We start from the raw sequence: 26042 nt of genomic DNA on the forward strand, positions 1-26042 counted from the left end.
CTAGCGGCCTTTGAACACCGCCGGGCGCTTGCCGAGGAAGGCGCCGACGCCCTCCGCGAAGTCCTCGGTCTTGCCGGCGTCGCGCTGGGCGATGCGTTCGCGGTGCAGCTGGTCGGCCCACTCGCCGTCCAGCGAGGCCCACATCAGCTGGCGCGACAGGCCCAGCGAGGCGGGACCGTCGGCCAGGGCCTTGGCGAACTTCATCGCCTCGCCCATCAGCTCGGCGTCGGGGACCACGCGGTTGACCAGGCCCCACTCCAGCGCCTGGGCCGCCGGCACGCGCTCGCCCAGCAACGCCATCTCCATGGCCCGCGCCTTGCCGATCATGCGCGGCAGCAGGTAGGTCGAGCCGCCGTCCGGCACCAGGCCGATGCGACGGAAGGCCTGCAGGAAATAGGCGCTCTCGGCGGCGATGATCAGGTCGCCCAGCAGCGCCAGCGAGCAGCCGACGCCGGCCGCCGCGCCGTTCACCGCGGTGACCAGCGGCACCGGCATCTCGCGGATGTAGGTGACCAGCGGGTTGTAGACCGTCTCCAGCGCCGCCCCGGCGTCGTTCTTGCCGTCGCCGTCGCGCGAGCCGCCGCCCGCCGAGCCGCCGCCGCCCGACAGGTTGGCGCCCGAACAGAACCCGCGGCCTTCGCCGGTCAGCAGGATCGCCCGCGCCTTGTCCTCGCCGGACACCGCCACCTTGAACGCCTGCAGCAGCTCGCTGGCGGTATCCACGCCCGCGGCGTTCATCGTGGCCGGATCGGCCAGGGTGATCACCGTGATCGTCCCCTCGCGGCTGACCTTGATCTTGTTGTAGCTCATCGTTTCCACCCGTCCGGATCTTGCGTTGGCCGGGAAGGAAGGCCGGCTCACCTTAGGGCGGTCAAGCCGGCGTTTTCGCCCTCAGAAGTCCGCCGTCATCGGGTCCGGCCCGATGCGGCCATCGGCGGAATCCAGCCCGGCCAGCGCCGCCATGTCGGCGGCGTCGAGGCTGAAGTCGAAGACCGAGACGTTCTGGCGGATGCGCGAGGGCGTCACCGACTTGGGGATCACGATCAGGCCGCTGTCCAGGTGCCAGCGGATGATCACCTGGGCTGGCGTCTTGCCGTGCTTCGCGGCGACGCCCCCGATCACCGCGTCCTCCAGCAGTTGTCCCTGGCCCAGCGGGCTCCAGGATTCCGTGTGGATGCCATGCTGCTGGTGGACGTCGCGCAGGGCCCGCTGCTGGAAGCGCGGGTGGCATTCCACCTGGTTCACCGCGGGGACGACGCCGGTCTCGCCGATGATCCGTTCCAGGTGCTCGGCACAGAAGTTGGAGACGCCGATCGACAGCGCTCGCCCCTCTTCCTTCAGCCGCACCAGGGCGCGCCAGGTGTCGACGTAGAGGCCCTTTGCCGGCGCCGGCCAGTGGATCAGGTAGAGGTCCACCGGCGCTTCGCCCAGCCGCCCCCGGCTCTTGTCGAACGCGGCCAGCGCCGCATCGTAGCCCTGGTCGGCGTTCCACAGCTTGGTGGTGACGAAGAGGTCGCCACGCGCCACGCCCGAGGCGGCCACACCCTCGCCCACCCCACGCTCGTTGGCATAGGCGGCGGCGGTGTCGATGTGGCGGTAGCCGGCGGCGATGGCGGTCTTCACCACCTCGGCGGCGTCGTCCTTGGGCGTGCGCCAGACGCCGAGCCCCAGCTGCGGCATGCGCCGGCCGTCGTTGAGGGTGACATGCGGTTGCTCGGTCATGGCCTGTCTTCCAGCGCTGGTCTGTGGGCTTGGGGGGAGGGCCCGTCAGGCGGGCGAGGCCATTGTGGACCATCCGCCCCCGGCGGGGCCAGGGCCGATCGAACGCAGACGCCGGAGCCCCCCGTAAGCGCCTCGCGGCGGCGCCGGACCGGGTCGAGGAAGGGCGCCGTCGGCTTCCCCCGCCGACCCGCTCCGAACGCCGGGAATCGATTGCGTCGTTCGCGCCTGGATCAGGTCCAGGCGCCGCGTGATCTAGGCCGCCCGCCGCTTCGCCGGCGACGCTGAGGGGGCGTCCAGTTCGAACCGGGCGACCTGGGCGGCCAGTTCCGCGGCTTCCGTCTTCATGCTGGCCGCGGCGGCGGTGGCCTCCTCCACCATGGCTGCGTTCTGCTGGGTGACCTGGTCCATCTGGTTCACGGCGACGTTCACCTGGCGCAGCCCCACGGCCTGTTCCTGGGCCGACTTGGCGATCTCCGAGATCAGCTGGTCGATGCTGGCGACATGGGTGACGATCTGGCTGAGCGCCTCGCCCGTCTCGCCCACATAGCGCACGCCGCTGGCCACCTGGGTGGCGCTGGAGGAGATCAGGGTCTTGATCTCCTTGGCGGCTTCGGCCGAGCGCTGGGCCAGGGCCCGCACTTCGGAGGCCACCACGGCGAAGCCGCGGCCCGCCTCGCCGGCGCGGGCGGCTTCCACCCCTGCGTTCAGCGCCAGCAGGTTGGTCTGGAAGGCGATCTCGTCGATCACCCCGATGATCTGGCTGATCTGCTGCGAGGACTTCTCGATCTCGCCCATGGCGGCCACGGCGTCCTGCACCACCTGGCCGGACATCCGCGCGTGCTCGCGGGCGGTCGAGGCGGTGGTCGCGGCCTCGCGCGCGCCTTCCGCGCTGCGGTTGACCGTGGCGGTGATCTGGTCGAGGGCGGCGGCGGTCTCCTCCAGGCTGGCGGCCTGCTGCTCGGTCCGCCGCGACAGGTCGTCGGAGGCCTGGGCGATCTCGTCGGCGCTGGAGCGCAGGCTGCCGGTGGAGGTGGCGATGCGCGCCAGCGCCCCGCTGATGCTTTCGACGGCGGCGTTGAAGTCGTCGCGCACCTGGCGATAGGCGCCTTCGAAATCGACGTCGATACGGGCGGTCATGTCGCCCTGGGCGATGCGGCCGAGATGGCTCGCCAGGGTCCGCACCACCTCTTCCTGAGCCGCGGCCACCGCGGCGGCCTCGGCCTGTCGGCGCTTGCGGTCGGCCTCCACCTGGGTGACGTCCGTGGCGAACTTGATCACCTTGTAGGGCTTGCCGCGCTCGTCCAGCAGCGGGTTGTAGGAAGCCTGGATCCAGACCTCACGCCCGCCCTTGCCGATGCGTCGGAACTTGGAGGCGACGAACTCGCCACGATTCAGCGTCGCCCAGAAATCGCGATAGTCGGCGCTCGCCACCTCGGCCGGATCGACAAACAGGCTGTGGCGGCGTCCGACCACCTCGTCGAGGGTGTAGCCCAGCGCATCCAGGAAGTTCTGGTTCGCAGTGATGATCGTGCCGTCCAGCGTGAATTCGATCACCCCCTGCGAGCGCAAGATGGCCGCCACCTTGGCCTCAAGCTCGTTCTTCGACGCCTGAAACTCGGACGTCGATCCCTTGCGGGAAAACAGGCTGACCATGGTGACCTCGATTGGCTGCGACCGATTCGCGAACAGCGATCGGCGAACACAACACGCGTGGAGATCGTAAATCACACCTTAAGGCGCGATGGCGGTCGGATCGAAAAAGTACAAATCGCCTTTACCGCCCGACCAACAACACCTCATGTTGAGCATAGTCAGGAGATCTGCCGAAAACTTGGATAGCACGACTATATTCTATTCCTGGATGTACTGATTATCGGTGGCAAATTCGAGTTGCGCCACACACCTTTTCCCATGCTTGCCAAGGCGGGGGGAGAAGCGCCACCATCGCGCCGCCCGTGCGTTGTGCTTGCGATCCACAGCCGAGTTCAGCCAAGGCGCCGCTCAAGCCGCCGGGAGTCGCGACATGAACGGTCACCAGGCCCTCGCCTTCGCCATGATCGCCGTGGCCGTAGCCCTGTTCGCCTGGGGGCGGTTCCGCTACGACCTGATCTCCCTGGGCTGCCTCGTGGCGGCGGTGGCGCTGGGCGACGTGCCCGCCAAGGAGGCGTTTTCCGGCTTCACCAGCGACGTGGTGGTGATCATCGCCTCGGCCCTGGTGGTCAGCGCGGCGGTGTCGCGCTCGGGCATCATCGAGAGCCTGCTGCGGCCGATCCTGCCGCGCCTGCGCACCCCCAACAGCCAGGTTCCGGCCCTGGCCGGCGCCACCGCCCTGCTGTCGATGCCGACCAAGAACGTCGGCGCCCTGGCCATCCTCATGCCGGTCGCCCTGCGCGTGGCGCGCCAGACCGGCTCCTCGCCCTCCTCCCTGCTGATGCCGATGTCGTTCATGTCGCTGCTGGGCGGGCTGGTGACCCTGGTGGGCACCTCGACCAACATCCTGGTCAGCCAGGTGCGCCAGGAGACCCTGGGGCGTCCCTTCCAGATGTTCGACTTCGCCCCCGTGGGCCTGGCCCTGACCGCCGCGGGCCTGCTGTTCGTTTCGGTGGGCTGGCGGCTTCTGCCGCGCAATCGACAGGGCGCGGCCGGCATGGACGACGCCATCGCCGCGGCCCCCTATTCCACGGACGCGGTGATCCCGGGCGACTGGCCCGACACCCTGAAGACGCTCAGCGACCTCGGCCTTCTGAAGGACCACGTACAGGTCGGCGCGGTGATGCGCGACGGGCGACGCCTCACCCCCCTGCCGGACACCACCCTGAAGGTGGGCGACATCCTGGTGCTGGAAGGCGACCAGGACGCCCTGGACCAGGCGTTCTCGCACCTGCCGTTCACCCGGGTGGACGAGCGGCGCAGCGTGCCCAAGGACACGCCCAGCGAGGAGACCCGGGCCATCGAGGCCGTCATCCAGTCGGGCTCGGCCCTGATCGGCGCCTCGGCCCAGCGCATGACCCTGCAGCAGGCCTACGGCGTCAACCTGCTGGCGGTCGGGCGCAGCGGCGAACGGATCACCGAGCGCCTGCGCGACGTCACCCTGCGCGCCGGCGATGTGCTGGTGCTGCAGGCGGGCGAGCGCGCCCTGCCGAAGATCATGCAGGATCTCGGCGTGCTGCCTCTGGCCGAACGCACCGTCAAGCTGGGCGGCGCGCGCAACCGCTACCTTCCGGCCCTGATCCTGACGATCGCCATGGTGCTGGTGGCGCTGAAGATCACGCCGGTGGCGATGGCCTTCTTCGGCGCGGCCGTGCTGATGGTGATCACCGGCGGGCTGACCATGCGCGAGGCCTATGAGTCCCTGGAGCCGGAGGTCCTGATCCTGATCGGCGCCCTGACGCCGCTCAGCGAGGCGGTGCGCCACACCGGCGGCGCCGATCTGATCGGCCACGCCCTGGCTGCCTGGCTGCAGCCCGCCCCGGCCCTGGCCGCCCTGGCGGCGCTGATGATCGCGTCAATGGCCTGTTCGCCGTTCCTGCACAATGCGCCGACCGTGCTGGTGCTGGCGCCGATCGGGGTGGCCCTGGCCCGGGGGCTGCACCTCAGCCCCGACCCGTTCCTGATGGCGGTGGCCACCGGTGCAGGCTGCGACTTCCTGACCCCCATCGGCCATCAGTGCAACACCCTGGTGATGAGCCCGGGCGGCTATCGGTTCAGCGACTACTGGCGGCTGGGCCTGCCGCTTTCGATCCTGGTGATCGCCGGCGGCGCGCCCCTGATCGCGTGGGTCTGGCCGCTGGCGGCTGGCTGAGCGCCTTCGGCGCCCTCACCCCTTCACAGGGGTTGCGGTTTCCGGCGATATACCGGCGGGCGTGCAAGTTGGAGCGACTCTTGGGGCCGGCCCTCGTGGGACCGGTGGGGAATCTTGTGGGCTTCAATCGCGTCCTTTCGATCGCGCTGTTCCTGGCGTTGCTGCTGGCCAGCCTTGTGGGGCTGTTCGTCTACAACCACGCCGCCGCCCTGGCCGATGCGCGACGGTGGGTCAGCCACACGCACGAGATCATCGAGGAGAACCAGCGGCTGCTGGCTCTGATCGAGGACGCCGAAACCGGCGAGCGCGGCTATCTGCTGACCGAGGATCCCGGCTACCTCGAGCCCTATCGCGCGGGCGCGGCCGCCCTGCCCTCCGCCGAGGCCCAGCTGGCCCGCCTGACCGCCGACAACCCCGGCCAGGTCGAGCATGTGGCCCAGCTCAATGCGCTGATCAACGCGCGTCTGGCCTTCCTCACCGAGCGGGTGCGCCAGGCCGAGGCGGGCGACTTCGAAGGCGCCCGCGCCCAGATCCGGCAGGGCGACGGCCCCGTGGCCATGCGGCTGATCCGGACCAGGAGCGCCAGCGTCGACAGCGCCGAGCAGATCCTTCTGCGCGAGCGGACCGCCCGCGCGGCGGCGGCCGAACGCCTCAGCCTGACCCTGGGGCTGATGGTGGCGGCGCTGGCGCTGCTGGGCCTGCTGGGCGCGGTCTATGTCATGGACCGGACCACCCGCCGGCTGTCGCGCGCCCTGGCCGAGACGCAGCAGGCGCGCGCGGCGCTGGACGCCAGCACCGCCCTGGTCACCGCCTTCTTCGCCAACACCCCGGACTATCTGATGGTGCTGGACATCCAGGACGGCGACCGCTTCGTGCTGGCCGAGGTGAACCCGGCCTTCGAGCGGGCGCTGCGGGTCAAGGCGGCGGATATCCGCGGCCGCGCCATCACCGATCTGCTGCCCGCGCCGGTGGCCGCCAACCTGGTGACCCACTACGCCCGCGTCCGCCGGTCGGACCGCCCGGTGCTGACCCGCAACGTCCTGCCCAACCTGCCGGACGGGCCGCGCACCTGGGAATCGATCCTGGCCCCGGTCGCCGGGCCCGATGGCCAGGTCGACCGGATCATCGGCTCGATCCGGGACATCACCGAGCGGGTGCGCGGCGAGGAACGCCTGCGCGGCGCGCAGCGGATGGAGGCCGTCGGCCAGCTCACCGGCGGCGTGGCGCACGACTTCAACAACCTGCTGCAGGTGATCCGCGGCAACCTCGAACTGCTGGAGCCGGCGCTGGTCGGCCAAGAGACGGCGCAGCGGCGCCTGCGCAACGCCCTCTACGGGGCCGAGCGGGCGGCGCAGCTGACCCGCCAGCTGCTGGCCTTCGCCCGACGCCAGCCGCTGGAGCCGCAGGTGATCAACCTGTCGCGCCTGTTCGGCGACATGTCCGACCTGCTGCGGCGCACGCTGGGCGAAAGCGTCGAGATCGAGACCGTGGTGGCGGGGGGCCTTTGGAACACCGTCGCCGACCCGGCGCAGGTGGAGAGCGCCATCCTCAACCTGGCGATCAATGCGCGCGACGCCATGCCGGATGGCGGACGGCTGACCATCGAGATCACCAACGCCACGCTGGACGACGCCTATGTGCGCGACATCGACGACCTGAGCCCCGGCCAGTACGTGCTGATCGCCGTGTCCGACACCGGCCAGGGCATGCCGGCCGAAGTGCGCGCCCGGGTGTTCGAGCCATTCTTCACCACCAAGACTGACGGCAAGGGGACGGGGCTGGGCCTGTCGATGGTCTATGGCTTCGTGCGCCAGTCGAACGGGCACGTGCAGATCTACTCCGAGCCAGGTCAGGGCACGACCGTGAAGATCTACCTGCCGCGCTCGCACCAGGCCGAGGCCTCGCCCGTCCGCACCGAGCCGGGGGCGGCCGCCGGCCGCGGCCAGACCATCCTGGTGGTCGAGGACGACGACAATGTGCGCGCCTCCGTCGTAGCCCTGCTGGAGACCCTGGGCTACCGCTGCCGCGAGGCGGCCAACGCCGAGGAGGCGCTGGCGGCCCTGCGCGCCGACCTGAACGTCGACCTGGTGTTCTCCGACGTGGTGATGCCCGGGCCGCTGAAGACCCGGGACTTCGCCGGCGAGGTCGAGGCGATGGCGCCCGGCGTGCCGATCCTGTTCACCTCCGGCTACACCGACAACGCCATCGTCCATCACGGCCGGCTGGACCCGGGCGTGGCCCTGCTGTCCAAGCCCTATACGCGCGACGACCTGGCGCGCAAGGTCGGCCAGATGCTGGCCCCGCGGGCGGCGGCCAACGACTAGACCCTGCCGGACGGACGCGTGGGCGGCGGCCTCACTCGATCTTCAGCCGCAGGAAGCCCATGCCGCTGACCGGGCCGCCATAGGCCGCCTTCAGCGCCTGCGGCAGGGCGTAGCCGCTCACCAGCACCCCGGCGCCGACCTTCACGTGGCGGGCGACGGCGAAGTCGCGGATCGCGCCGACGCTGAGCTTGCCCACCGGGTGCACGCCGGGCGCCAGTTCGTTCTCCTGCACCCATTCGGCGCGGGTGAAGACTGTCCAGCGATCGTCCGGCCGGTAGGCGCTTTCCAGCAGCAGGGCGCCGAGGCCGGGTCCCCGGGTGATGTCCTTGTGACCGTACGCCAGGGTGGTGGCCCACAGGCCGCCGTCGCCCACCCGCCGGGTATAGATGGCGCTGGCCGACACGCGCCGCTCGTTCACGTCCGGCTCGAGCTGTTCGGGGCTGACGATGTTGGCCCAGCTGGCCTGCAGCGCCCATTCCGGGGTCGGATTCCACGACAGCCGCACCGACGCGCTGTCCAGGTGCGGGCTTTCGATGTCGTAGCGGTGCTGGTCCGGCTCGCGGCCGCGAAAGCCCGAGGCCTCCAGCTTCCAGTCGCCGTCCACCAGGCCCACCGTGACGACGCCGAAGGTGATGTGGGTGGAGTCCAGCCAGTGGTGGCTGATCGGCGCCTCCGGACTGTCGAGCCCGGACGCGCGGTGCATGAACGCCGGCGGCCCGAACGCGGGCTCGCCCGGCAGGCCGCCGTAGACGTAGAGGCTGAGGCCGCGGCCGATCGGATGGCTGTAGCTGGCCGACAGCTCCATGAAGAGGTCGTGCGGGTGCTGGCGGTCGACCAGCGGGGTCTTGCCGTCGGCGGTCTCGCCGGTGGCCAGCAGCAGCGGATAGCCGGCCGGGCCCATGAACGGATCGGGGCTCAGCATCGCCCGCAGCCCGAGCGTGCCGCCGCCGAGCGGGCGCTGCGCCATGCCCATCACCATGCCGGCGAGGAAGGCCTTGTGGCCGCCGCGCGGGCCGCCCTGGCCGTCGTAGACCAGGTTGATCAGGGCGTGGCCCATCACCATCCAGTCGCCGGCCATGGTCATCACCCCCTCATGCGGGGTGGCGTCGGGCTGCCAGCTGGTGCCGGAGGCGTCGCGCATCATCAGGTAGTCGCCGAACGGACTCGACATCATGTCGCGGCCTCCGCCGGCGGCGGGCATGGCCATGCCGGACATGTCGTTCTGGTCGTGAGCCTTGTCCGCGGGCGGGGCCGGCGGCGTGGACGGCTGGGCCGGGGCCGGCTGGCCCATGCCCGGCATGCCCTCCATCCCGGGCATGGGGGCCATCGGCGTATCGGGCGGGTCGGCGGCGAGCGCGTGGCCGGCCAGCAGGAGAATGGGGACGCAGGTGGCGGCGAGGCGCCGCGCACGCGAAAGCTTGGGCATCGAAGGCCCTCCGGAAACTGGGAAACAGGGCGCCGTTCGGCGCGGTCTCGGACGGGGTTCAGCCGCCCGCGCGGGGCGGTCCCAGCGCCGGCGGGATCGACCGGCCCGGCCCTCCGGTCAGCTCGGCAACCGGCGCCATCGGCCGGCGCGCTACCGAGGGGGCGGACGGCCCCGTCGGCGCGGGCGCCTCTACAGCCGCCTGGCCACAACAGCAGGCGCACACCGCCAGCGCGGTGTCGGCGTGGCCGCCCTTGCCGGCATGACGATGCATCGGGCAGTCGTCGGGCATGCCCGCCATGACATGCGCAGGACTCATCGAAGCCTGCGCCGGCGCGGCCCCCATCAGGGGCCCGCAGACCGCCAGCACCAGGGCGATCAGCCCGAGCAGCAGGGAAGGAAGGTGACGCATCGGGGCAGATTGTAGAGGACGCTGGCCCCATCTCTCAACTGTCATCCCGGAATGGGCGTCAGCCCATATCCGGGACCGCCGGAAACGCTGGCGGACCACGGCCGTAGCCGGCGCCGGCGCTCGCCGCGGTCCCGGATATCCGCTGCGCGGACTCCGGGATGACAGAAAGGAAATGGCGCCAGCCGCGCCTCACCCCCCGCCGGTCAGCGCCATCCCCGGGGCGTCCGGTTCGGCGGTGTCGCCGGCGTTCAGCGCCCGCTGCATCCAGACGATGTCGACCCAGCGGCCGTGCTTGTAGCCCAGCGAGCGGCCGACGCCGGCGTGCTCGAAGCCCAAAGACCGGTGCAGGCCGATCGAGCCGGCGTTGCCGCTGTCGCCGATCACGGCGATCATCTGGCGAAGGCCCAGCGCCTCGCAGCGGGCGATCACCTCGGCGACCAGGGCCTTGCCCACGCCCTGCCCCATGGCCTGCGGCGCCACATAGACGCTGTCCTCCACGGCATAGCGATAGGCCGCGCGGGGACGGAACGGGCCGGCGTAGGCATAACCCAGCACCTGGCCATCCTCGCCTTCCGCCACCAGCCACGGCAGGCCCCGCCCCAGCACCGCGCGCATGCGGCCGGCCATGTCCTCCACGCTCGGCGGCTCCTCCTCGAAGGTGCCCAGCCCATGCAGCACGTGGTGGCCGTAGACGGCGGCCACCGCCGCCACGTCTTCCTCAGTCGCCGGACGAATCCGCAAGGGCTTCCCCTCCCTCTATGGCCCAGATGGCGAAGGCGTAGTCGAGCGCGATCTCCTTGAGGAACTCGAAGCGCCCTGAGGCCCCGCCGTGGCCGGCCTCCATGTTGATCTTCAGCAGGATCGGCCGCTCGCCTGTCGTCTTTTCGCGCAGCCGCGCGGCCCACTTCTGCGGCTCCCACCAGGTCACGCGCGGGTCCGACAGGCCGCCGGTGGCCAGGATCGCCGGATAGGGCTTCGCGCCGACGTTCTCATAGGGGTCGTAGCTGGCGATGTAGTCGTAGGCCGCCGGGTCCTCCAGCGGGTTGCCCCACTCGGGCCACTCCGGCGGGGTCAGCGGCAGGCTGGTGTCGCTCATGGTGTTGAGCACGTCCACGAACGGCACCGCGGCGATCACCGCGCCCCACAGGTCCGGGCGCATGTTAGTCACCGCCCCCACCAGCATGCCGCCGGCCGAGCCGCCGTAGGCCGTGATCCGCCCCGCCTGGCCATAGCCCTCGGCCACCAGGTGCTCGGCGCAGGCGATGAAGTCGGTGAAGGTGTTCTTCTTGGCGAACTTGCGCCCGTCCAGGAACCAGCCCCAGCCCTTGTCCGAGCCGCCGCGGACGTGCGCGTTGGCCCAGATCCAGCCGCGGTCCACCAGGCTGAGCGAGCGGATCGAGAAGGTCGGCTCCTGCGGGAAGCCATAGGCCCCGTAGCCGTACAGCATCAGCGGCGCCGAGCCGTCCAGCGCCTGGCCCCGCTTCATCAACACCGTGATCGGCACCTGCTGGCCGTCCGGCGCGGCAGCGTAGAGCCGGCGGGTCTCGTAGCGCGCCGGATCGTGGCCGGAGGGGATGTCCTGGGTCTTGCGCAGCGTCCGCTGGCGGGTGGCCAGGTCGTAGTCGAACCATTGCCGCGGCGTGGTCGGCGACTGATAGACGAAGCGGGTCAGGGTGGTGTCGTACTCGTAGCCGTCGTCGAGGCTGAGCGCATAGGCCTCCTCGGCGAAGTCGATCATGTGCTCGGCGCCGGCGCGGTCCATCACCACCAGCCGATCGGTGGCGTTCTCGCGCTCCAGCCGCACCAGGTGGTCGGCGTAGAGGCTGAAGCCGGCCACCAGCCGGCCCGCCTTGTGCTCCAGCAGCGGCGTCCAGGTCGCCTTGGCCGGCAGCTCGGCGTGCGAGACCATCAGCTTGAAGTCCACCGCCCCGTCGGCGTTGGTGCGGATCACCCAGCGGTCGCCCCAGTGGTCGACGCTGTAGCGGCGGTCGTCGTGGCGCGGCTCGATCACTCGCGGGGCCGCGGTGGGGTCGTCGGAAGCGATCGCCAGCACCTCGCTGACCTCGCGGTTCTCGGCGCTGATCAGCAGATACTTGCGGTCGGACGTCAGGCCGACGCCCAGGAACAGCCCCTCGTCCTGCTCCTCGTACACCAGCACGTCCTCGCCGCCGCGGGCGGGGCGGCGGAAGACCTTGGCCGGACGGGCGTTCTCGTCGCGCCAGATCCAGAACAGCCACTGGCTGTCGGCCGAGAAGGCGAAGGCGCCATAGGCGCTCTCGATCGGTTCGCCGACCATCTCGCCGGTGACCAGGTCGCGGGTCAGGATGCGGTAGTATTCCGAACCCTGGGCGTCGACCGCCCAGGCGTAGAGGGCATGGTCCGGGCTGTGCGCGGCGGCGCCCACCTCGTAGTAGGCGTGGCCCTGGCTCTCGGCCTCCTCGTCCAGCAGCACGGTCTCGTCGTTGCCGCCGCGCGGCCGGCGCACATGCTTGGGGTGCTGCGCGCCCAGCTCGAAGCGGGCGTAGTAGTCCCAGGCCCCGTCGGGGGTGGGGATCGAACTGTCGTCCTCCTTGATGCGGCCCTTCATCTCCTCGAACAGGGTCGCCTGCAGGCCCTCGGTCCCGGCCAGCATCGCCTTCACGTAGGCGTTCTCGGCCTCCAGGTGTTCGCGGATGTCGGCCCGCACCACCTTGGGATCGCGCAGCACCGCCTGCCAGTTGTCGTCCTTCATCCAGGCGTAGTCGTCGATGCGGACGCGGCCCAGCTGCTCGATGCGCTTGGGATCCTTGCGGGGCGTGGGAGGGGTCGGCTTGGACATGCCGGCTACATGCGGCCTCCCCGCACGGCGCGCAACCTCGGCGCGCCCTTGCGCGCGCGCCGGCGCCGGCCGAAGCTCGCGCCAGGCAAGGGGGACCAGGCATGTTCAACCGACGCGAGGCGATGCTGGGCGGCGCGGCCGCCGCGGCGCTGGGGCCGGTCCTGGCCCGCGCCGCCGAGCCGGGCGGGCCGCAGGGCGCGCGGCTGTCGGCGATGCTGGACTTCTTCTTCCAGCAGGCGCTCCGGCAGAATCCCGAGACGGCGACGAACCTCGGCCTCGACACCGGCGCCGGCGCCGGCCTGCGCGGCAGGCTTCGCGACGAGTCGGCGGCGGGCGTCGCCGCCGCCAAGGCGCTGAACGCCGACCAGCTGCGCCAGCTGCAGGGCCTCGACCGCGCGGCCCTGACCGCGGCCGAGCGGGTCAGCCTGGACACCGTGCTCTATACCCGCCAGACGGCGGCGGCGATCAACGCCTTCGACTATGGCGGCTCGGCTTATGGCCCGACGCCCTATGTGATCAGCCAGCAGTCCGGCGCCTACCAGTCGGTCCCCGACTTCCTGGACACCAAGCATCCGGTGAAGACCGCGGCCGACGCCGACGCCTACCTGGCGCGGCTGGACGCCTTCGCCGGGCAGCTGGATGCGCAGACCGCGCGCCAGAAGCACGACGCGGCGCTGGGCGTGGTTCCGCCGGACTTCCTGCTGGACACCACCCTGGCGCAGATGGAGGCGCTGCAGAAGCCAGCCGATCAGAGCCTGCTGGTCGCCTCGATCACGCGCCGCGCCGCCGCAGCCCAGCTCAGTGATCGCTATGCCCGGGACGCGGCGGCGATCTACGAGGGCAAGGTCCGTCCGGCCCTGACCCGCCAGCTCGAGCAGACCCGGGCCCTGCGCGCCCACGCCCGGCACGACGCCGGCATCTGGCCGCTGCCGGACGGGGCGGCCTTCTATGCGGCGGCGCTGAAGTCCACGACCACCACCGGCTTGTCGCCGGACGAGGTGCACCGGCTGGGCCTGGACCAGGCGGCGGAGATCTCCGCCCGGCTCGACGGCCTCCTGAAGGCGCAGGGCCTGAGCCAGGGCGCGGTCGGCCAGCGCGTGCAGGCGCTCTACAAGGACCCGGCCTCGTTCTTTCCCAACACCGACGAGGGCAAGGCGGCGGCGATCGCCTATTGCAACGCCAGGCTCGACGCCGTGCGCCCGCGCCTGCCGCGCGCCTTCAGGCGCCTGCCGCCCTACGCCTTCGAGGTGCGACGCGTGCCGCCGGCCACCGAGGCCGGCGCGGCCAGCGCCTTCAGTCAGGGACCGGCGCTGGACGGCTCGCGGCCGGGCCTGGTGTACTTCAACCTGCACGACACCGCCGAATGGCCGAAGTGGTCGCTGCCCACCACCGTGTTCCACGAGGGCCTGCCCGGCCACCAGCTGGAGGGCGGGCTGGCGCTGGCCAACAAGGACCTGCCGCTGATCCGCAAGACCCTGGGCTTCTCGGGCTATGCCGAGGGCTGGGCGCTGTACGCCGAGCAGCTGTCGGACGAGCTGGGGATGTACGACGACGATCCGCTGGGCCGCATCGGCTACCTGCGCTTCCAGCTGTTCCGGGCCGGACGCTGCGTGGTGGACACCGGCCTGCACCACCTGCGCTGGAGCCGCGAGCAGGCGATCCAGTACTTCGTCGACCTGGACGGCGACGCCCCCGGCTTCGCCACCCGCGAGGTGGAGCGCTACTGCGCCAATCCCGGCCAGGCGTGCTCGTACAAGCTGGGGCACACCGTCTGGACCCGCGCCCGCGCCCGGGCGCAGCAGGCGCTGGGCCCGCGATACGACATCAGGGACTTCCACGACGCCGGCCTGGGTTGCGGACGCGTGCCGCTGGACCTTCTCGATGGCGTGATCGACGCCTGGATCAGCGCCACGAAGACCTGATCGGCGCTAAGATGCTTGCGTTTACGCCGTGTCGCAGGCAAAAGGTGACGCAGGCGTCAACTATTTCAGGCGCGGCGAGAACGCGCGGGAGAGACAACCATGGATGATGCAGGCAACGATATCCGCCGGGCCGCCCGCGAACGCGCCTATTCGATCCCGCTGGAAGAGATCAAGCCGGCCGATCCGGCCCTGTTCCGCGACGACACCCTGTGGCCGTACTTCGAGCGCCTGCGCAAGGAAGACCCGGTGCACCTGGCCGTGGACGACGAGTTCGGGCCGTACTGGTCGGTGACCAAGTACAACGACATCATGGCCGTGGACACCAACCACCAGGCCTTCTCATCGCAGGGCTCCATCACCATCGGCGACCAGGAGGAAGACTTCACGCTTCCGATGTTCATCGCCATGGACCCGCCGAAGCACGACGCCCAGCGCAAGACCGTCAGCCCGATCGTCAGCCCGCACAACCTGATGAACCTGGAACCGATCATCCGCGAGCGCGCGGCCAAGATCCTGGACGACCTGGACATCGGCGCCGAGTTCAACTGGGTCGACAAGGTGTCGATCGAGCTGACCACCATGACCCTGGCCACCCTGTTCGACTTCCCCTGGGAGGACCGCCGCAAGCTGACCCGCTGGTCGGACGTGGCCACGGCCAGCGTCGAGTCCGGCATCATCGAGTCCGAGGAACAGCGCCGCGCCGAACTGTTCGAGTGCGTCGACTATTTCATGCGGCTGTGGGACGAGCGGGTGAGCGCCCCGCCGAAGAACGACCTGATCTCCATGCTGGCGCACGGCGAGTCCACCCGGAACATGGACCGCATGGAGTACCTGGGGAACCTGATCCTGCTGATCGTGGGCGGCAACGACACCACCCGCAACACCATCACCGGCTCGATCCTGGCGCTGAACCAGAACCCCGACCAGTTCGCCAAGCTGCGCGCCAACCCGGCCCTGATCCCGAACATGGTCTCCGAGACCATCCGCTGGCAGACGCCGCTGGCCTACATGCGCCGCACCGCCACCCAGGACGTCGAGCTGAACGGCAAGACGATCAAGAAGGGCGACAAGGTGCTGATGTGGTACGTCTCGGGCAACCGCGACGAAGAGGTGATCAGCGAACCCAACCGCTACAACATCGAGCGCGAACGGGCCCGCCAGCACCTGTCGTTCGGCTTCGGCATCCACCGCTGCGTGGGCAACCGCCTGGCCGAGCTGCAGCTGAAGATCATCTGGGAAGAGATCCTGGCCCGCTTCCCGGTGATCCAGGTGACAGGCGAGCCGCGGCGCGTCTACTCCAGCTTCGTCAAGGGCTACGAGCACCTGCCGGTGGTGATCCCCACCCGCAACAAGGTCTGAGCTTTTTCGGCGACCGCGCCGGCCAGAGCACGATGGCTTTTGTCGGCATCGACGAAAGGCTGAAGCGTGCTCGTAGACTCGGAGAGGACGAGCCTGCTGATCGCCTTTTGATGGTTCCATCAAAAGGCGGCAGGCTCCAGCGGCGGCGCGGCTTGCCGGCGGCGCAACCGCAAGGCTAGATTTCCGCCGTTTCGAGTTCGGGCGGGGGCCTTTGTAGATGCGTGGTATCCTAGGGCCCCTGGCCTTCGTCCTGGCGCTGGCCGCGGGGCAGTCCGCCCTGGCGGCGGAGAAGACCGCCAACAACGCCGCCGACAAGGCCGTGGAGCGCAAGGCCGACCACGCCTCGGCGCGCGCCAACGACGCGCTCGGCATCGATCCCAACACCTCGGTGATCCAGGGCACGCTGCCCAACGGGCTGCGCTACGCCCTCAAGCACAACGAGTCGCCGCGTAGCGGGGTGTCGATCCGCCTGTCGGTGGCGGCCGGCGCCTATGACGCCGAGGAGGGCGAGGTGGGCGTGGCCCACTTCGTCGAGCACATGACCTTCGCCGGGTCCGGCCCGGCGGACGAGACCGCCTACGCCAACGCCTTCCAGGGCTTCGGCGTCGATCACGGGCGTGATCGCAACGCCCACACCGCCCTGCATGAGACCTCCTACGAACTGGACCTGCCGCAGGCGGGCGCGCCAGCGCTGGATCTTGCGTTCCGCTGGCTGCGCCAGGTGGCCGACGGCGCCACCTTCCCCGCCGCGGTCGTGGAGACCGAAAAGGGGGTGCTGCTGAACGAGAGCCGCGAGCGGCAGGTAGCGGCCTATACCGCCTGGCGAGACCTGGCGGTGTTCGAGGAAATGGGCGCGCGCAGCGCCCGGCGCGCGGGGCCGGACCCGGTGGCCAGCATCCAGGCGACCACGCCCGCCCGGCTGAAGGCCTTCTACGGCCGCTGGTATCGGCCGGACAACGCCGTGGTGGTGATGGTCGGCGATCTTCCCGTGGAGGAGATGCGGCGGCGGATCGAGGCGGCGTTCGGCTCGTGGAAGCCCGCGGTCGACAGCCCTGTCCCGCCCCATGCCCCGTTCGAGGCCATCGACCTCAAGGCGCCGGCGGCCGAGGACATCATCGTCGAGCCGAACGGCGTGCCCACCCTGGCCATCTGCCGCAACCTCCAGGGCCAGGACGACCACCTCGACACCCTGCCCAAGCTGCGCGCGCAGGCGGCGTCGGACGCCTGGGCGAGCATGCTCAACACCCGCATGGAGCGCCTGGCGCACCAGCCGGACGCGCCGCTGGCCAGCGCCGCGTGGGCCGAGGACGACAACGACAAGGAGGCGCGCGGCGCCTGCGTGACGGTGATCCCGCGCGACGGGGACTGGCGGCGCGCCATGGCGGCCGCCCAGACCGAGCTGCGCCGCTTCGCCGCCTATGGCCCCTCGGCGCAGGAGCTGAAGGACGCCCTGCACGACCTGCACAACCAGTATTGGAACGCACACAAGGACGAGGAGCGCGGCGCCTCGCCGACCATCGCCGCGGCGCTGGCCGACGCCCTGTCGCAGGGCGATCCGATCCCCGGCGACGACGCCGACAAGGTGTTCGACCGGGCGACGGCCGGCATGACCGTCGACGAGGTGCGGGCCGCCTTCGCCCACGACTGGTCCGGGACCGGCGCGCGCATCGCCTTCGTCACCACCAGCGCCCCGCCCGCCGGCGCGCTGAAGACCGCCTGGGCCGAGGGCGAGGCGGCCCCCGCCCCCACCGCAGGCCCCACGGTCGCGGCGATCGCCTGGCCCTACGCCAGCTTCGGCAAGCCCGGCAAGGTGGTGGCGCGCCAGGCCTTCCCGACCCTGGACATGGTGCGGCTGACCTTCGCCAACGGGGCGGTGGCCTATGTGAAGACGCTGAACGGCGAGGCCGAACGCCGGGTCACCGTCGACGTCTCGTTCGGCGCCGGGCGTCATGCGCTGAGCGCCGACCAGGTGTTCATCGCCGCCCTCGGCGGGCGGCTGACCCCGTACATGGGGCTCAAGCGCATCGGCTACATGGACATGAAGCGCGCCCTGCAGGACTCCACCTGGAACGTCGACCTGGACATCGGCGACACCCAGAACAACCTCGTGGGGACCACCTGGCCGTCGGATCTGGGCGTCCAGCTGCAGGTGCTGGCCGCCTACGCCAGCGAGCCGGGCTTCCGCACCGACATCGACGCCAGCCTGGCGCAGGGCGTGCGCATGGGCCTGCGGATCATGCGCTCCAGCCCGGGGGCCGCCGTGCAGCTGGCCCTGGACGACGCCATGCGGCCCGGCCTGCCGAGCCTGATGCCGTCGGAACAGCGGATTTCCAGCATCCGCGCCGCCGACTTCGCCGACCTGCTGCGCGCCGACCTGACCAGCGATCCGCTGGAGGTGGTTGTGGTCGGGTCGATCGACGAGAAGACGGCCACGCCGCTGCTGGCCGCCACCTTCGGCGCCCTGCCGCCACGCGCGCCGGTCGACCGCACCCGCGCCGACGCCTGGTTCATGAAGGGGCTGGCCAGCCCGCTGCCGCCGATCACCGTCACCCTGCCCGGAGCCAAGACCGCGGCGGTGGGCGCCGTCTGGCCGCTGTGGCAGGCCGACCCCGCGCACCGGCGCGAGGAGATGGCCATGCAGATGGCCGGCCGCATCATGGCCGACACCCTGCGCAAGCGGGTGCGCGAACAGCTGGGCAAAACCTATTCGCCCACCGTCCAGGTCAGCCTGCCCGACCAGTCGGACCAGGGGCTGGCGATGGCCCTGGTGGACACCGCGCCGGGCGACCTCGACCAGGTCCGCGCCGAGATCGCCAGCGTCGCCGCCGGGGTGGCCGCCGGCCAGTTCGACCAGGACGCTCTCGACCGCGCCCGCGCCCCGTTCCTGGCGCAGACCGACCAGGCGCGGACCCAGAACCTGTGGTGGGCCGGCCTGATCGCCGCCACGCACGGCGACCCCGCCAAGATCAACGAGACCGTGGGCGAGCGCGACCTCGTCGCCTCGCTGTCGCTGGACGAGGTCAAGGCGGCGGCCAAACGCTGGTTCTCTCCCGCTCCGACGCTGATCACCGCCGTGCCCGAGGCGCCAGGTGCGCAGGCGGCCGGGGCGCCGTAAGGAACGTCCACGACGACGGGGAGCGCGCGATGGACTACGTCCGGTTTGGCCGCACGGGGCTGAAGGTCTCGCGTCTGTGCCTGGGCACCATGTCGATGGGGTCGTCGGCGTGGAAGGGCTGGGTGCTGGACGCCGACCGTTCGGTCCCGATCCTGCGCCGCGCGGTCGAGGCGGGGATCAACTTCTTCGACATGGCCGACTGGTACTCGCTGGGCGCCAACGAGGAGGTGGTGGGCCGGGCGCTGCTGGCGATGAAGCCACGCCATGAGCTGGTCCTGGCCAGCAAGGTGTTCTACCCGATGAGCGATGCGCCCAACCAGGGCGGCCTGTCGCGCAAGCACCTGATGGCCTCGATCGACGCCTCGCTGCAGCGGATCGGCACGGACCACCTGGACCTCTACATCGTGCACGCCTTCGACCCGGACACGCCGGTGGAGGAGACCATGGCCGCGCTGCACGACATCGTCCGCGCCGGCAAGGTCCGCTACCTGGGCGCCTCGACAATGTACGCCTGGCAGTTCGCCACCATGAATGCGGTGGCCAGGGCCAACAGCTGGACGCCCTTCGTCAACATGCAGTGCCAGTACAGCCTGCTCTACCGCGAGGAGGAGCGCGAGATGATGCCTTACTGCCAGGCCGAGGGGATCGCCGTCTCCACCTTCAGCCCGCTGGCGCGCGGCTACCTGACCGGGGCGACCAACACCGCGCGGACGGCGCACGACATCTACCTCGACTGGTTCGGCGACGAGATCGACGTGGAGATCGCCCGGCGGGTGCGCCAGGTGGCCGCCGATCGCGGCGTCACGCCGGCGCATGTCGCCACCGCCTGGGTGGCCGGCTCGCCGAACGTGACCGTTCCCCTGGTCGGGGCCGATGCGCCCGAGCAGGTCGACGTGGCGCTGGCGGCCGCCGCGTTGACACTCGACGACGGGGAGCGGACGTTCCTGGAGGCGCCCTACCGTCCGCGGGACATGATCAACGACTACAACCTCGTCCGGCGGCCCAGGGCGCTCGCCCGGGACTGAGCACGAGGCCGGCGCGGGCGCCGGCGGAGGGGACGACATGCATATCGGCGAGGGCTTCGAGGGCTCCGGCGCCAACGCGGCGCACATCAACCTGATCCTGGGAACCCGCGAGGCCCTGGGCGGCGCCTTCGCCTCCGCCGCGGCCAGCCCCGGCCCCGGCCACATCCCCTTCCAGGCTGTGCTGGCGCCCAACCTGCCGGCCAAGCCGGCGACCCTGTTCGTGGCCAAGTCGGTGCTGGCCGATCCGGCGCACGAGACCATGACCTGGGGGCCGGCCCAGGCGGGCGTCGCCGCCGGCATCACAGAATCTCTGCTGAGCGGGGTGCTGCCCCCCGAGGCCGAGGACGGCTGGCTGGCCATCGCCCTGGTCTGGGTCGACCCCGCCGCCGACGACGCCCAGGCGGTCTACGCCAACAACCGCGCCGCCGCCCTGAACGCCTGCCGCCGCGCCCTGACGCCCGGCTGGCCGGACCGCGCGGCCCTGGCCGCCGGCGTCGCCGCCCCGTCCAACCCGTTCTTCACGCCGCAGGGCTGATGGGCGAGCACCGCATCGCCGCCGTCGCCGTCAGCCATCACCGGCTGGCGCTCGATCCGCCGTTCCGGCCGAGCTGGGACACCCGGCCGCGCCGCCACTTCGACGCCACCGTCGTGCGGGTTACCACCGACACCGGGCTCACCGGCTTTGGCTCGGGCGACGCCATGGTCGGCTTCGAGGCCTACGAGGACCTGTTCCTCGGCCAGGACCCGATGGCGCTGGAGCGCCACGCGCGGGTGCTGTCGCACATCAGCTTCCACGCCGGGCGCTGCTGGCCGCTGGACCTGGCGCTGTGGGACCTGGCCGGCAAGATCACCGGCCAGCCGTGCTGGAAGCTGCTGGGCGGGCTGTCCGACCGGGTGCGGGCCTATGCCTCCTCCGGGACCCTGCGCGATCCGGCGGCCCTGGCCGACGCGGCCCAGCGGTTCGCCGCCGAGGGCTTCGGCGCGATGAAGATCCGCTTCCACCGCGGCGACTGGCGCGAGGACGTGCGCGCGCTCGAAGTCGTGCGCGCACGCATCGGCGACGGCCTGGAGCTGATGGTCGACTGCAACCAGGGTTGGCGCCAGCCCTGGGACACGGAAGGCCCGTGGTCGCTGAAGGACGCCGCCAGGGTGGCCAAGGCGCTGGAGCCGCTCGGCGTCTACTGGATGGAGGAGCCGCTGCACCGGGCCGACCGCGAGGGCATGCGCGCCTTGCGCCAGATGACCCCGATCCGCATCGCCGGCGGCGAGATGAACCGCGAGCTCACCGAGTTCCGCGACCTGATCCAGGGACGCTGCCTGGACGTGCTGCAGCCCGACGTCGCCCTGACCGGCGGGATCACCGGCCTGCGCCGGGTGGCGATGATGGCCCAGGAGGCCAACCTGGTCTTCACCCCGCACACCTGGACCAACGGCGTCGGCGTCACCGCCAACGCCCACCTGGCCGCGGGCCTGGCCGGCTCGCCGTTCCTGGAATTCCCCCACGATCCGCCCGAGTGGAGCCTCGAGCGCCGCGACTTCCCGATGGCCGAGCCCCTGACGGCGACGGACGGCTGGATCGTGCTCTCCGACCGGCCGGGGCTGGGCTTCGCGTTGGACGAGGACCGGCTGGCGGCGACGCGGCTCTGAGACGGGTCGGAGAGGCCTGAACCCCTCACCTTCCCAATCGCTGATCGCGATTGGGCCCCTCCCTCTCCCTCTGGGAGAGGTGAAGTGAACGATTGCCACGACTGAGAAAATCACCTCTCCCTCTGGGAGGGTGAAGTAACTCCCTGCCGCGATTGAGAAAATTCACCTCTCCCAGAGGGAGAGGGAGGGACCCGCGTGGCTTGCGAAGCAAGTCGCGTGGGAAGGTGAGGGGTTCCGCCACCTGCCACCTGGCCACGGGCCTCGCCGGCTCGCCGTTCCTGGAATTCTCCTATGGATCGCACTCTCCGACCGGCCGGGGCCGGCTGGCGGCCACGCGGCTCTGAGACGGGTTGGAGAGGCCTGAACCCCTCACCTTCCCAATCGCTGATCGCGATTGGGCCTCTCCCTCTCCCTGTGGGAGAGGTGAAGTCAGTCCCTGCCGCGATTGAGAAAATTCACATCTCCCATAGAGGGAGGTGAAGTAAGTCCCTGCCGCCAGAGAGAAAATCACCTCTCCCATAGGGAGAGGAAGGGGCCCGCGTGGCTTGCGAAGCAAGTCGCGTGGGAAGGTGAGGGGTTCCGCCACCTGCCACCTGGCCACGGGCCTCGCCGGCTCGCCGTTCCTGGATTTCCCTATGGATCGCACTCTCCGACCGGCCGGGGCTGGCTGGCGGCGACGCGGCTCTGAGACGGGTCGGAGGGGCCTGAACCCCTCACCTTCCCACGCGCCTTGCTGACGCAAGCCACGCGGGCCCCTCCCTCTCCCTATGGGAGAGGTAATTTTCTCAGTTTTGGCAATGGTTTACTTCACCTCTCCCAGAGGGAGAGGGAGGGGCCCAATCGCGATCAGCGATTGGGAAGGTGAGGGGTTCCGCCCTGCCCGCGACCCCGCCTACTCCGACCGCCCGCTCCACACCTCGTCGACGATGCCCCAGTCGCGGGCTTCCTCGGCGCTCATGTAGAAGTCGCGGTCCAGGGTGCGTTCGACCTCTTCGTAGGTGCGGCCGGTGTGCTTGGCGTAGAGTTCCTGGATCTGGCGCTTGGTCTTGATGATGTCCTCGGCGTGGCGCTCGATGTCCGAGACCTTGCCCTGGAAGCCGCCGGAGGGCTGGTGCAGCATGATGCGGCTGTTGGGCAGGGCCACGCGCTTGCCCTTCTCGCCGGCCATCAGCAGGAAGCTGCCCATCGAGGCGGCGAAGCCCATGCACATGGTGGAGATCGGGGCGCGGATGTACTGCATGGTGTCGTAGATCGCCATGCCGGCCGTCACCGAGCCGCCCGGCGAGTTGATGTAGAGGGCGATCTCCTTCTTCGGGTTCTCCGCCTCCAGGAACAGCATCTGCGCGCAGATCAGCGCCGCCATGCCGTCCTCGACCTCGCCGTTGAGGAAGATGATGCGTTCACGCAGCAGTCGCGAGAAGATGTCGAACGCCCGCTCGCCACGGCTCGACTCCTCCACCACCATCGGCACCAGGCTCATCTCTAGGCTGCGCATTTGAGGCTCCAGGCGGGGGTGTTGCTGTTGGCCGGGACCGCTGGGCGCAGGCCGGTGTGGATGACGGTGAGGCGGGCGCCGCCGGGGGTCGGAACCAGGGTGATGGTGACCTCGCTGTCCAGCGGCGGATCGCCGCCGCCGTCGCGCCACGCCCAACGGAGGGTGTGCGGCGGATCGGCCTCGACCACCTCGCGGGTCACCTGAGGCCCGCCCGGCGGTCCTGGCGGCAGCCAGGCGTCCAGCAGGTGGGACTCGGTCAGCGCGCGCCAGACCTTTTCAGGCGGGTGATCCAGCTCGGCCTCGAAGGCCAGGTCCCCTTCGCCATCGTCGTTGGCGACCATCTTGTCGGCGATCATTGGTCCATCCCCTTGAGCACGTCCTTCAGGGCGTCGATCCGCGCCGGCCAGAAGCTGCGGTAGCGTTCGACCCAGTCGGTCAGCGGCGCCAGCCCCTCGGGCCGGGCGCGGTAGAAGGCGTTGCGACCCTCCCGCCGCTCCTCCACCAGCCCTGCCCCGCGCAGGGCGGCCAGGTGCTGCGAGATCGCCGGCTGCGAGACGTCGAACCCGGCCTTCAGCTGCGAGACGCTCATCTCGGCGCCGGCCAGCCGCTCGAACACCGCGCGGCGGGTGGGGTCGGCCAGGGTGCGGAACAGGTCGGCGTGAGTCATCGCCAAACACATAAGCACCGACTTATGCGATTGGCAAGGCCATGGAGATGTTCGTTTCTCACCCCTCTCCCCGCCGTCATCCTCGGGCGTAAGTCCCGAGGATCCATGAACACGGGAAGCGGGGTCGCGAGCGGCAGCGGAGCGTTGCGGGATCTTTCGGCGAAGTTAGGCGGCAACCGCCCCGTCGTGGCGCGCCCTTCGAAGCGCGCCAACCGTCCTCATGCGTGCATGGACCCTCGGGACTTACGCCCGAGGGTGACGGCGGGCGGGGTACGGTGGTGAGATGAAGGCCCGCCCCTACCCCAGCGCCCGTTCCAGCGCGGCGCGCACCAGCCCGAGGCGGTCGTTGCCGAAGTACAGGTCGTCGCGGTTGACGAACATCGTCGGCGAGCCGAAGCCGCCGCGGGCGATCACCTCGTCGGTGTTGGCCTTCAGGGCGTCCTTGATCTGCGGGCGGGCGATGGCCTCGAACAGCCAGTCGGAATCGACCCCGGCGTCGGCGGCCACCTCGGCGATCACCTCGTCCTGCGAGATGTCGCGGTCGTCGCCCCAGTAGTTGCGGAACGCGGCGCGGGCGAAGGCGACCATCGGGCCGCCCTCCCGCTGGATGGCGATGCACCCGCGCATGACCTTGACGCTGTTCACCGGAAAAACGCTGGGCGGCATCCTGATCTTCAGGTCGGCGGCCCGCGCCCAGTCCTGCAGATCCTTGAGCATGTACGCCGCCTTGGCCGGCACCGGGGTGCGGCGGCTCTCGTAGACGCTGGGATTGACCGAGTTGAAGATCCCGCCGACCAGGATCGGCCGCCAGTCCACATGCACGCCGAGCTCGGCCGCCATCGGCTGGATGTTCTCGAACGCCAGATAGGTCCATGGACTGGAGCAGTCGAAGAACACTTCGAGCATGGCTTGGCGCGCCTCCCTGTTGGGGCTCTATTGGCGCGAAGGTCCCCCGCCCCCGCAAGAGGGGACCGTACGGGAGAATCGGCGATGCGCTTCGGCGTCTTCTATGAGCTGCAGCTGCCCAAGCCCTGGGGACCGGGCGACGAGGCGCGGCTGTTCCACGAGGCCCTGCAGCAGGTCGTGCTGGCCGACCGGCTGGGCTACGACTTCGCCTGGGAGGTGGAGCACCACTTCCTGGAGGAATATTCGCATTCCTCGGCGCCGGAGGTGTTCCTCTCGGCCGCCGCGGCGCTGACCAAGCGGATCCGGGTCGGCCACGGCATCCGCCAGGTGATCCCCAACTACAACCACCCTGCCCGCACCGCCGAGGCGCTGGCGACGCTGGACATCCTGTCGAACGGCCGGCTGGAGTTCGGCATCGGCGAGGGGGCCACGCGGCTGGAGCTCGGCGGCTTCGGCATCCCGGCCAAGGAGAAGCGGGCGCTGGCGCTGGAGGCCGGCGGCGCGATCGCCGACATGATGGTGATGGAGCCCTATCCGGGCTTCGAAGGCCGCGGCTTTCCAATGCCCTGCCGCAACGTGCTGCCCAAGCCGATGCAGAGCCCGCACCCGCCGATGTGGATGGCGTGCACCAACCGCGACACCATCAAGGTGGCCGCGCAGAACGGCCTGGGCGCCCTGGCCTTCTCGTTCGTCGACCCGGCCGAGGCCCGCAACTGGGCGCAGATATACTATGATATTATCCGCTCCGATCAGTGCGTGCCGCTGGGCCACAGCGTCAACGCCAACCTGGCCATGGTGTCGAACTTCTCGGTGCACCGCGACCGGGCCGAGGCGATCCGGCGCGGCCAGGAGGGGTTCGAGTTCTTCAGCTACGCCATCAACGCCCTGGTGGCGCACGACGTGCGGCCCGGTCGCTCGACCCTGTTCGAGGACTTCCAGAAGGCCCGCGGCGCGCGCGACGAGGAGATCATCGCCGCCGCCCGGATGGCCGAGCGCAACGCCAACGGCATCGGCACGCCGGACGACATCCGCGACCACATCCGCGCCTTCCAGGAAGCGGGCGTCGACCAGGTGATCTTCCTGCAGCAATGCGGGCGCAACCGGCACGACCAGATCTGCGAGTCGCTGGAGCTGTTCGCCGCCGAGGTGATGCCCGAGTTCGCCGCCGAGGTCGCCGCGCGCGAGGCGCGGAAGGCGGCCGAACTGGAGCCCTTCATCGCCGCCGCCATGGCCCGCAAGCCGGTGCGCCCGCCGATGGCGGACGCCGACATCCCGGTGGTGAAGGCCTCGGTGGTGCGCGCGCAGGTCAACGAGGCGGCGCAGCCGGCGAATTGACAGCCCCCGCGGCGGCGGCGCTTGCGGCCCGGCCCCGGCCCGGCCCATGGTGGCGCGGTCTTGAGCGGGG

At 70.6% G+C, this 26042-nt stretch carries 20 protein-coding genes; 9 read left to right on the forward strand and 11 right to left on the reverse strand.

What is annotated here, in order from left to right:
* The 3 genes from ACO2Q3_RS12760 to ACO2Q3_RS12770 all read right to left on the reverse strand — a co-directional run bounded on the left by ACO2Q3_RS12760 (position 1) and on the right by ACO2Q3_RS12770 (position 3375).
* A complete protein-coding gene (locus tag ACO2Q3_RS12760; protein ID WP_423307006.1) occupies positions 1–810 on the reverse strand; it encodes an enoyl-CoA hydratase/isomerase in 810 nt (269 codons plus the stop codon).
* 81 nt (positions 811–891) lie between these two features.
* Complete coding sequence (locus ACO2Q3_RS12765) at positions 892–1722, reverse strand: aldo/keto reductase (protein WP_423307007.1); 831 nt, start codon at positions 1720–1722, stop codon at positions 892–894.
* Positions 1723–1974: 252 nt separating this feature from the next.
* Positions 1975–3375: a methyl-accepting chemotaxis protein gene (locus tag ACO2Q3_RS12770; RefSeq protein WP_423307008.1), complete on the reverse strand. Its 1401-nt coding sequence runs from the start codon at positions 3373–3375 to the stop codon at positions 1975–1977.
* A 370-nt stretch (positions 3376–3745) separates the two neighbouring features.
* Here ACO2Q3_RS12770 and ACO2Q3_RS12775 point away from each other — a divergent pair, with 370 nt between their 5' ends.
* Both ACO2Q3_RS12775 and ACO2Q3_RS12780 read left to right on the forward strand, forming a co-directional pair.
* Positions 3746–5524 carry an SLC13 family permease gene (locus tag ACO2Q3_RS12775; RefSeq protein WP_423307009.1) on the forward strand — a complete coding sequence of 593 codons (1779 nt, stop codon included), beginning with the start codon at positions 3746–3748 and terminating at the stop codon, positions 5522–5524.
* 116 nt (positions 5525–5640) lie between these two features.
* Positions 5641–7848: a CHASE3 domain-containing protein gene (locus ACO2Q3_RS12780; protein ID WP_423307010.1), complete on the forward strand. Its 2208-nt coding sequence runs from the start codon at positions 5641–5643 to the stop codon at positions 7846–7848.
* A 31-nt stretch (positions 7849–7879) separates the two neighbouring features.
* Here the strand turns inward: ACO2Q3_RS12780 and ACO2Q3_RS12785 are convergent, their stop codons facing one another.
* The 4 genes from ACO2Q3_RS12785 to ACO2Q3_RS12800 form a co-directional block, all read right to left on the reverse strand.
* Positions 7880–9274: a hypothetical protein gene (locus tag ACO2Q3_RS12785; RefSeq protein ID WP_423307011.1), complete on the reverse strand. Its 1395-nt coding sequence runs from the start codon at positions 9272–9274 to the stop codon at positions 7880–7882.
* A gap of 58 nt (positions 9275–9332) precedes the next feature.
* The gene (locus ACO2Q3_RS12790; RefSeq protein ID WP_423307012.1) at positions 9333–9683 is read right to left on the reverse strand and encodes a hypothetical protein; all 351 of its coding nucleotides are present in this window, start codon (positions 9681–9683) and stop codon (positions 9333–9335) included.
* Between the two features lie 189 nt (positions 9684–9872).
* Complete coding sequence (locus ACO2Q3_RS12795) at positions 9873–10424, reverse strand: GNAT family N-acetyltransferase (protein WP_423307013.1); 552 nt, start codon at positions 10422–10424, stop codon at positions 9873–9875.
* Positions 10402–12501, reverse strand: coding sequence for a S9 family peptidase (locus ACO2Q3_RS12800; protein WP_423307014.1), 2100 nt, complete (start codon positions 12499–12501; stop codon positions 10402–10404). Before ACO2Q3_RS12800 ends, ACO2Q3_RS12795 begins: the two co-directional genes overlap by 23 nt.
* A gap of 101 nt (positions 12502–12602) precedes the next feature.
* Between ACO2Q3_RS12800 and ACO2Q3_RS12805 the strand changes: the two genes are divergently transcribed.
* From ACO2Q3_RS12805 to ACO2Q3_RS12830, 6 genes are all read left to right on the forward strand, one after another.
* A complete protein-coding gene (locus tag ACO2Q3_RS12805) occupies positions 12603–14423 on the forward strand; it encodes a DUF885 domain-containing protein (RefSeq protein ID WP_423307015.1) in 1821 nt (606 codons plus the stop codon).
* A 99-nt stretch (positions 14424–14522) separates the two neighbouring features.
* The gene (locus ACO2Q3_RS12810; RefSeq protein ID WP_423307016.1) at positions 14523–15782 is read left to right on the forward strand and encodes a cytochrome P450; all 1260 of its coding nucleotides are present in this window, start codon (positions 14523–14525) and stop codon (positions 15780–15782) included.
* 217 nt (positions 15783–15999) lie between these two features.
* A complete protein-coding gene (locus tag ACO2Q3_RS12815; protein ID WP_423307017.1) occupies positions 16000–18897 on the forward strand; it encodes a M16 family metallopeptidase in 2898 nt (965 codons plus the stop codon).
* 29 nt (positions 18898–18926) lie between these two features.
* Complete coding sequence (locus tag ACO2Q3_RS12820; protein WP_423307018.1) at positions 18927–19922, forward strand: aldo/keto reductase; 996 nt, start codon at positions 18927–18929, stop codon at positions 19920–19922.
* A 37-nt stretch (positions 19923–19959) separates the two neighbouring features.
* Positions 19960–20457, forward strand: a complete 498-nt coding sequence (locus tag ACO2Q3_RS12825; protein ID WP_423307019.1) for a formaldehyde-activating enzyme — start codon at positions 19960–19962, stop codon at positions 20455–20457.
* Entirely contained in the window at positions 20457–21569 is a 1113-nt protein-coding gene (locus ACO2Q3_RS12830) for a mandelate racemase/muconate lactonizing enzyme family protein (protein WP_423307020.1), read from the forward strand. Before ACO2Q3_RS12825 ends, ACO2Q3_RS12830 begins: the two co-directional genes overlap by 1 nt.
* An 892-nt stretch (positions 21570–22461) precedes the next feature.
* Here ACO2Q3_RS12830 and ACO2Q3_RS12835 read toward each other — a convergent pair.
* The 4 genes from ACO2Q3_RS12835 to ACO2Q3_RS12850 all read right to left on the reverse strand — a co-directional run bounded on the left by ACO2Q3_RS12835 (position 22462) and on the right by ACO2Q3_RS12850 (position 24637).
* Complete coding sequence (locus ACO2Q3_RS12835) at positions 22462–23064, reverse strand: ATP-dependent Clp protease proteolytic subunit (protein ID WP_423307021.1); 603 nt, start codon at positions 23062–23064, stop codon at positions 22462–22464.
* The gene (locus tag ACO2Q3_RS12840; protein ID WP_423307022.1) at positions 23052–23420 is read right to left on the reverse strand and encodes an SRPBCC family protein; all 369 of its coding nucleotides are present in this window, start codon (positions 23418–23420) and stop codon (positions 23052–23054) included. The genes ACO2Q3_RS12835 and ACO2Q3_RS12840 overlap by 13 nt, the downstream gene beginning before the upstream one ends.
* Positions 23417–23731 (reverse strand): ArsR/SmtB family transcription factor, encoded by a 315-nt coding sequence (locus ACO2Q3_RS12845; RefSeq protein ID WP_423307023.1) that lies wholly within the window; start codon positions 23729–23731, stop codon positions 23417–23419. The genes ACO2Q3_RS12840 and ACO2Q3_RS12845 overlap by 4 nt, the downstream gene beginning before the upstream one ends.
* 297 nt (positions 23732–24028) lie before the next feature.
* Complete coding sequence (locus ACO2Q3_RS12850; RefSeq protein WP_423307024.1) at positions 24029–24637, reverse strand: 2-hydroxychromene-2-carboxylate isomerase; 609 nt, start codon at positions 24635–24637, stop codon at positions 24029–24031.
* Positions 24638–24721: 84 nt separating this feature from the next.
* On the opposite strand from ACO2Q3_RS12850, the gene ACO2Q3_RS12855 reads away from it, so the two are divergent.
* Positions 24722–25972, forward strand: a complete 1251-nt coding sequence (locus ACO2Q3_RS12855; RefSeq protein ID WP_423307025.1) for an LLM class flavin-dependent oxidoreductase — start codon at positions 24722–24724, stop codon at positions 25970–25972.
* Positions 25973–26042 lie beyond the last annotated feature (70 nt).

The organism is Caulobacter sp. KR2-114, from assembly GCF_049446115.1.
GTDB lineage: Bacteria > Pseudomonadota > Alphaproteobacteria > Caulobacterales > Caulobacteraceae > Acaudatibacter.

Bases quoted from the DNA above. Each gene is read 5' to 3' on its own strand.
- ACO2Q3_RS12825 (WP_423307019.1), top strand. From the start codon at position 19,960: ATGCATATCGGCGAGGGCTTCGAGGGCTCCGGCGCCAACGCGGCGCAC.
- ACO2Q3_RS12835 (WP_423307021.1), bottom strand. From the start codon at position 23,064: ATGCGCAGCCTAGAGATGAGCCTGGTGCCGATGGTGGTGGAGGAGTCG.
- ACO2Q3_RS12785 (WP_423307011.1), bottom strand. From the start codon at position 9,274: ATGCCCAAGCTTTCGCGTGCGCGGCGCCTCGCCGCCACCTGCGTCCCC.
- ACO2Q3_RS12855 (WP_423307025.1), top strand. From the start codon at position 24,722: ATGCGCTTCGGCGTCTTCTATGAGCTGCAGCTGCCCAAGCCCTGGGGA.
- ACO2Q3_RS12760 (WP_423307006.1), bottom strand. From the start codon at position 810: ATGAGCTACAACAAGATCAAGGTCAGCCGCGAGGGGACGATCACGGTG.
- ACO2Q3_RS12845 (WP_423307023.1), bottom strand. From the start codon at position 23,731: ATGACTCACGCCGACCTGTTCCGCACCCTGGCCGACCCCACCCGCCGC.
- ACO2Q3_RS12840 (WP_423307022.1), bottom strand. From the start codon at position 23,420: ATGATCGCCGACAAGATGGTCGCCAACGACGATGGCGAAGGGGACCTG.
- ACO2Q3_RS12790 (WP_423307012.1), bottom strand. From the start codon at position 9,683: ATGCGTCACCTTCCTTCCCTGCTGCTCGGGCTGATCGCCCTGGTGCTG.
- ACO2Q3_RS12850 (WP_423307024.1), bottom strand. From the start codon at position 24,637: ATGCTCGAAGTGTTCTTCGACTGCTCCAGTCCATGGACCTATCTGGCG.
- ACO2Q3_RS12820 (WP_423307018.1), top strand. From the start codon at position 18,927: ATGGACTACGTCCGGTTTGGCCGCACGGGGCTGAAGGTCTCGCGTCTG.
- ACO2Q3_RS12815 (WP_423307017.1), top strand. From the start codon at position 16,000: ATGCGTGGTATCCTAGGGCCCCTGGCCTTCGTCCTGGCGCTGGCCGCG.
- ACO2Q3_RS12775 (WP_423307009.1), top strand. From the start codon at position 3,746: ATGAACGGTCACCAGGCCCTCGCCTTCGCCATGATCGCCGTGGCCGTA.
- ACO2Q3_RS12765 (WP_423307007.1), bottom strand. From the start codon at position 1,722: ATGACCGAGCAACCGCATGTCACCCTCAACGACGGCCGGCGCATGCCG.
- ACO2Q3_RS12770 (WP_423307008.1), bottom strand. From the start codon at position 3,375: ATGGTCAGCCTGTTTTCCCGCAAGGGATCGACGTCCGAGTTTCAGGCG.
- ACO2Q3_RS12805 (WP_423307015.1), top strand. From the start codon at position 12,603: ATGTTCAACCGACGCGAGGCGATGCTGGGCGGCGCGGCCGCCGCGGCG.
- ACO2Q3_RS12830 (WP_423307020.1), top strand. From the start codon at position 20,457: ATGGGCGAGCACCGCATCGCCGCCGTCGCCGTCAGCCATCACCGGCTG.
- ACO2Q3_RS12800 (WP_423307014.1), bottom strand. From the start codon at position 12,501: ATGTCCAAGCCGACCCCTCCCACGCCCCGCAAGGATCCCAAGCGCATC.
- ACO2Q3_RS12810 (WP_423307016.1), top strand. From the start codon at position 14,523: ATGGATGATGCAGGCAACGATATCCGCCGGGCCGCCCGCGAACGCGCC.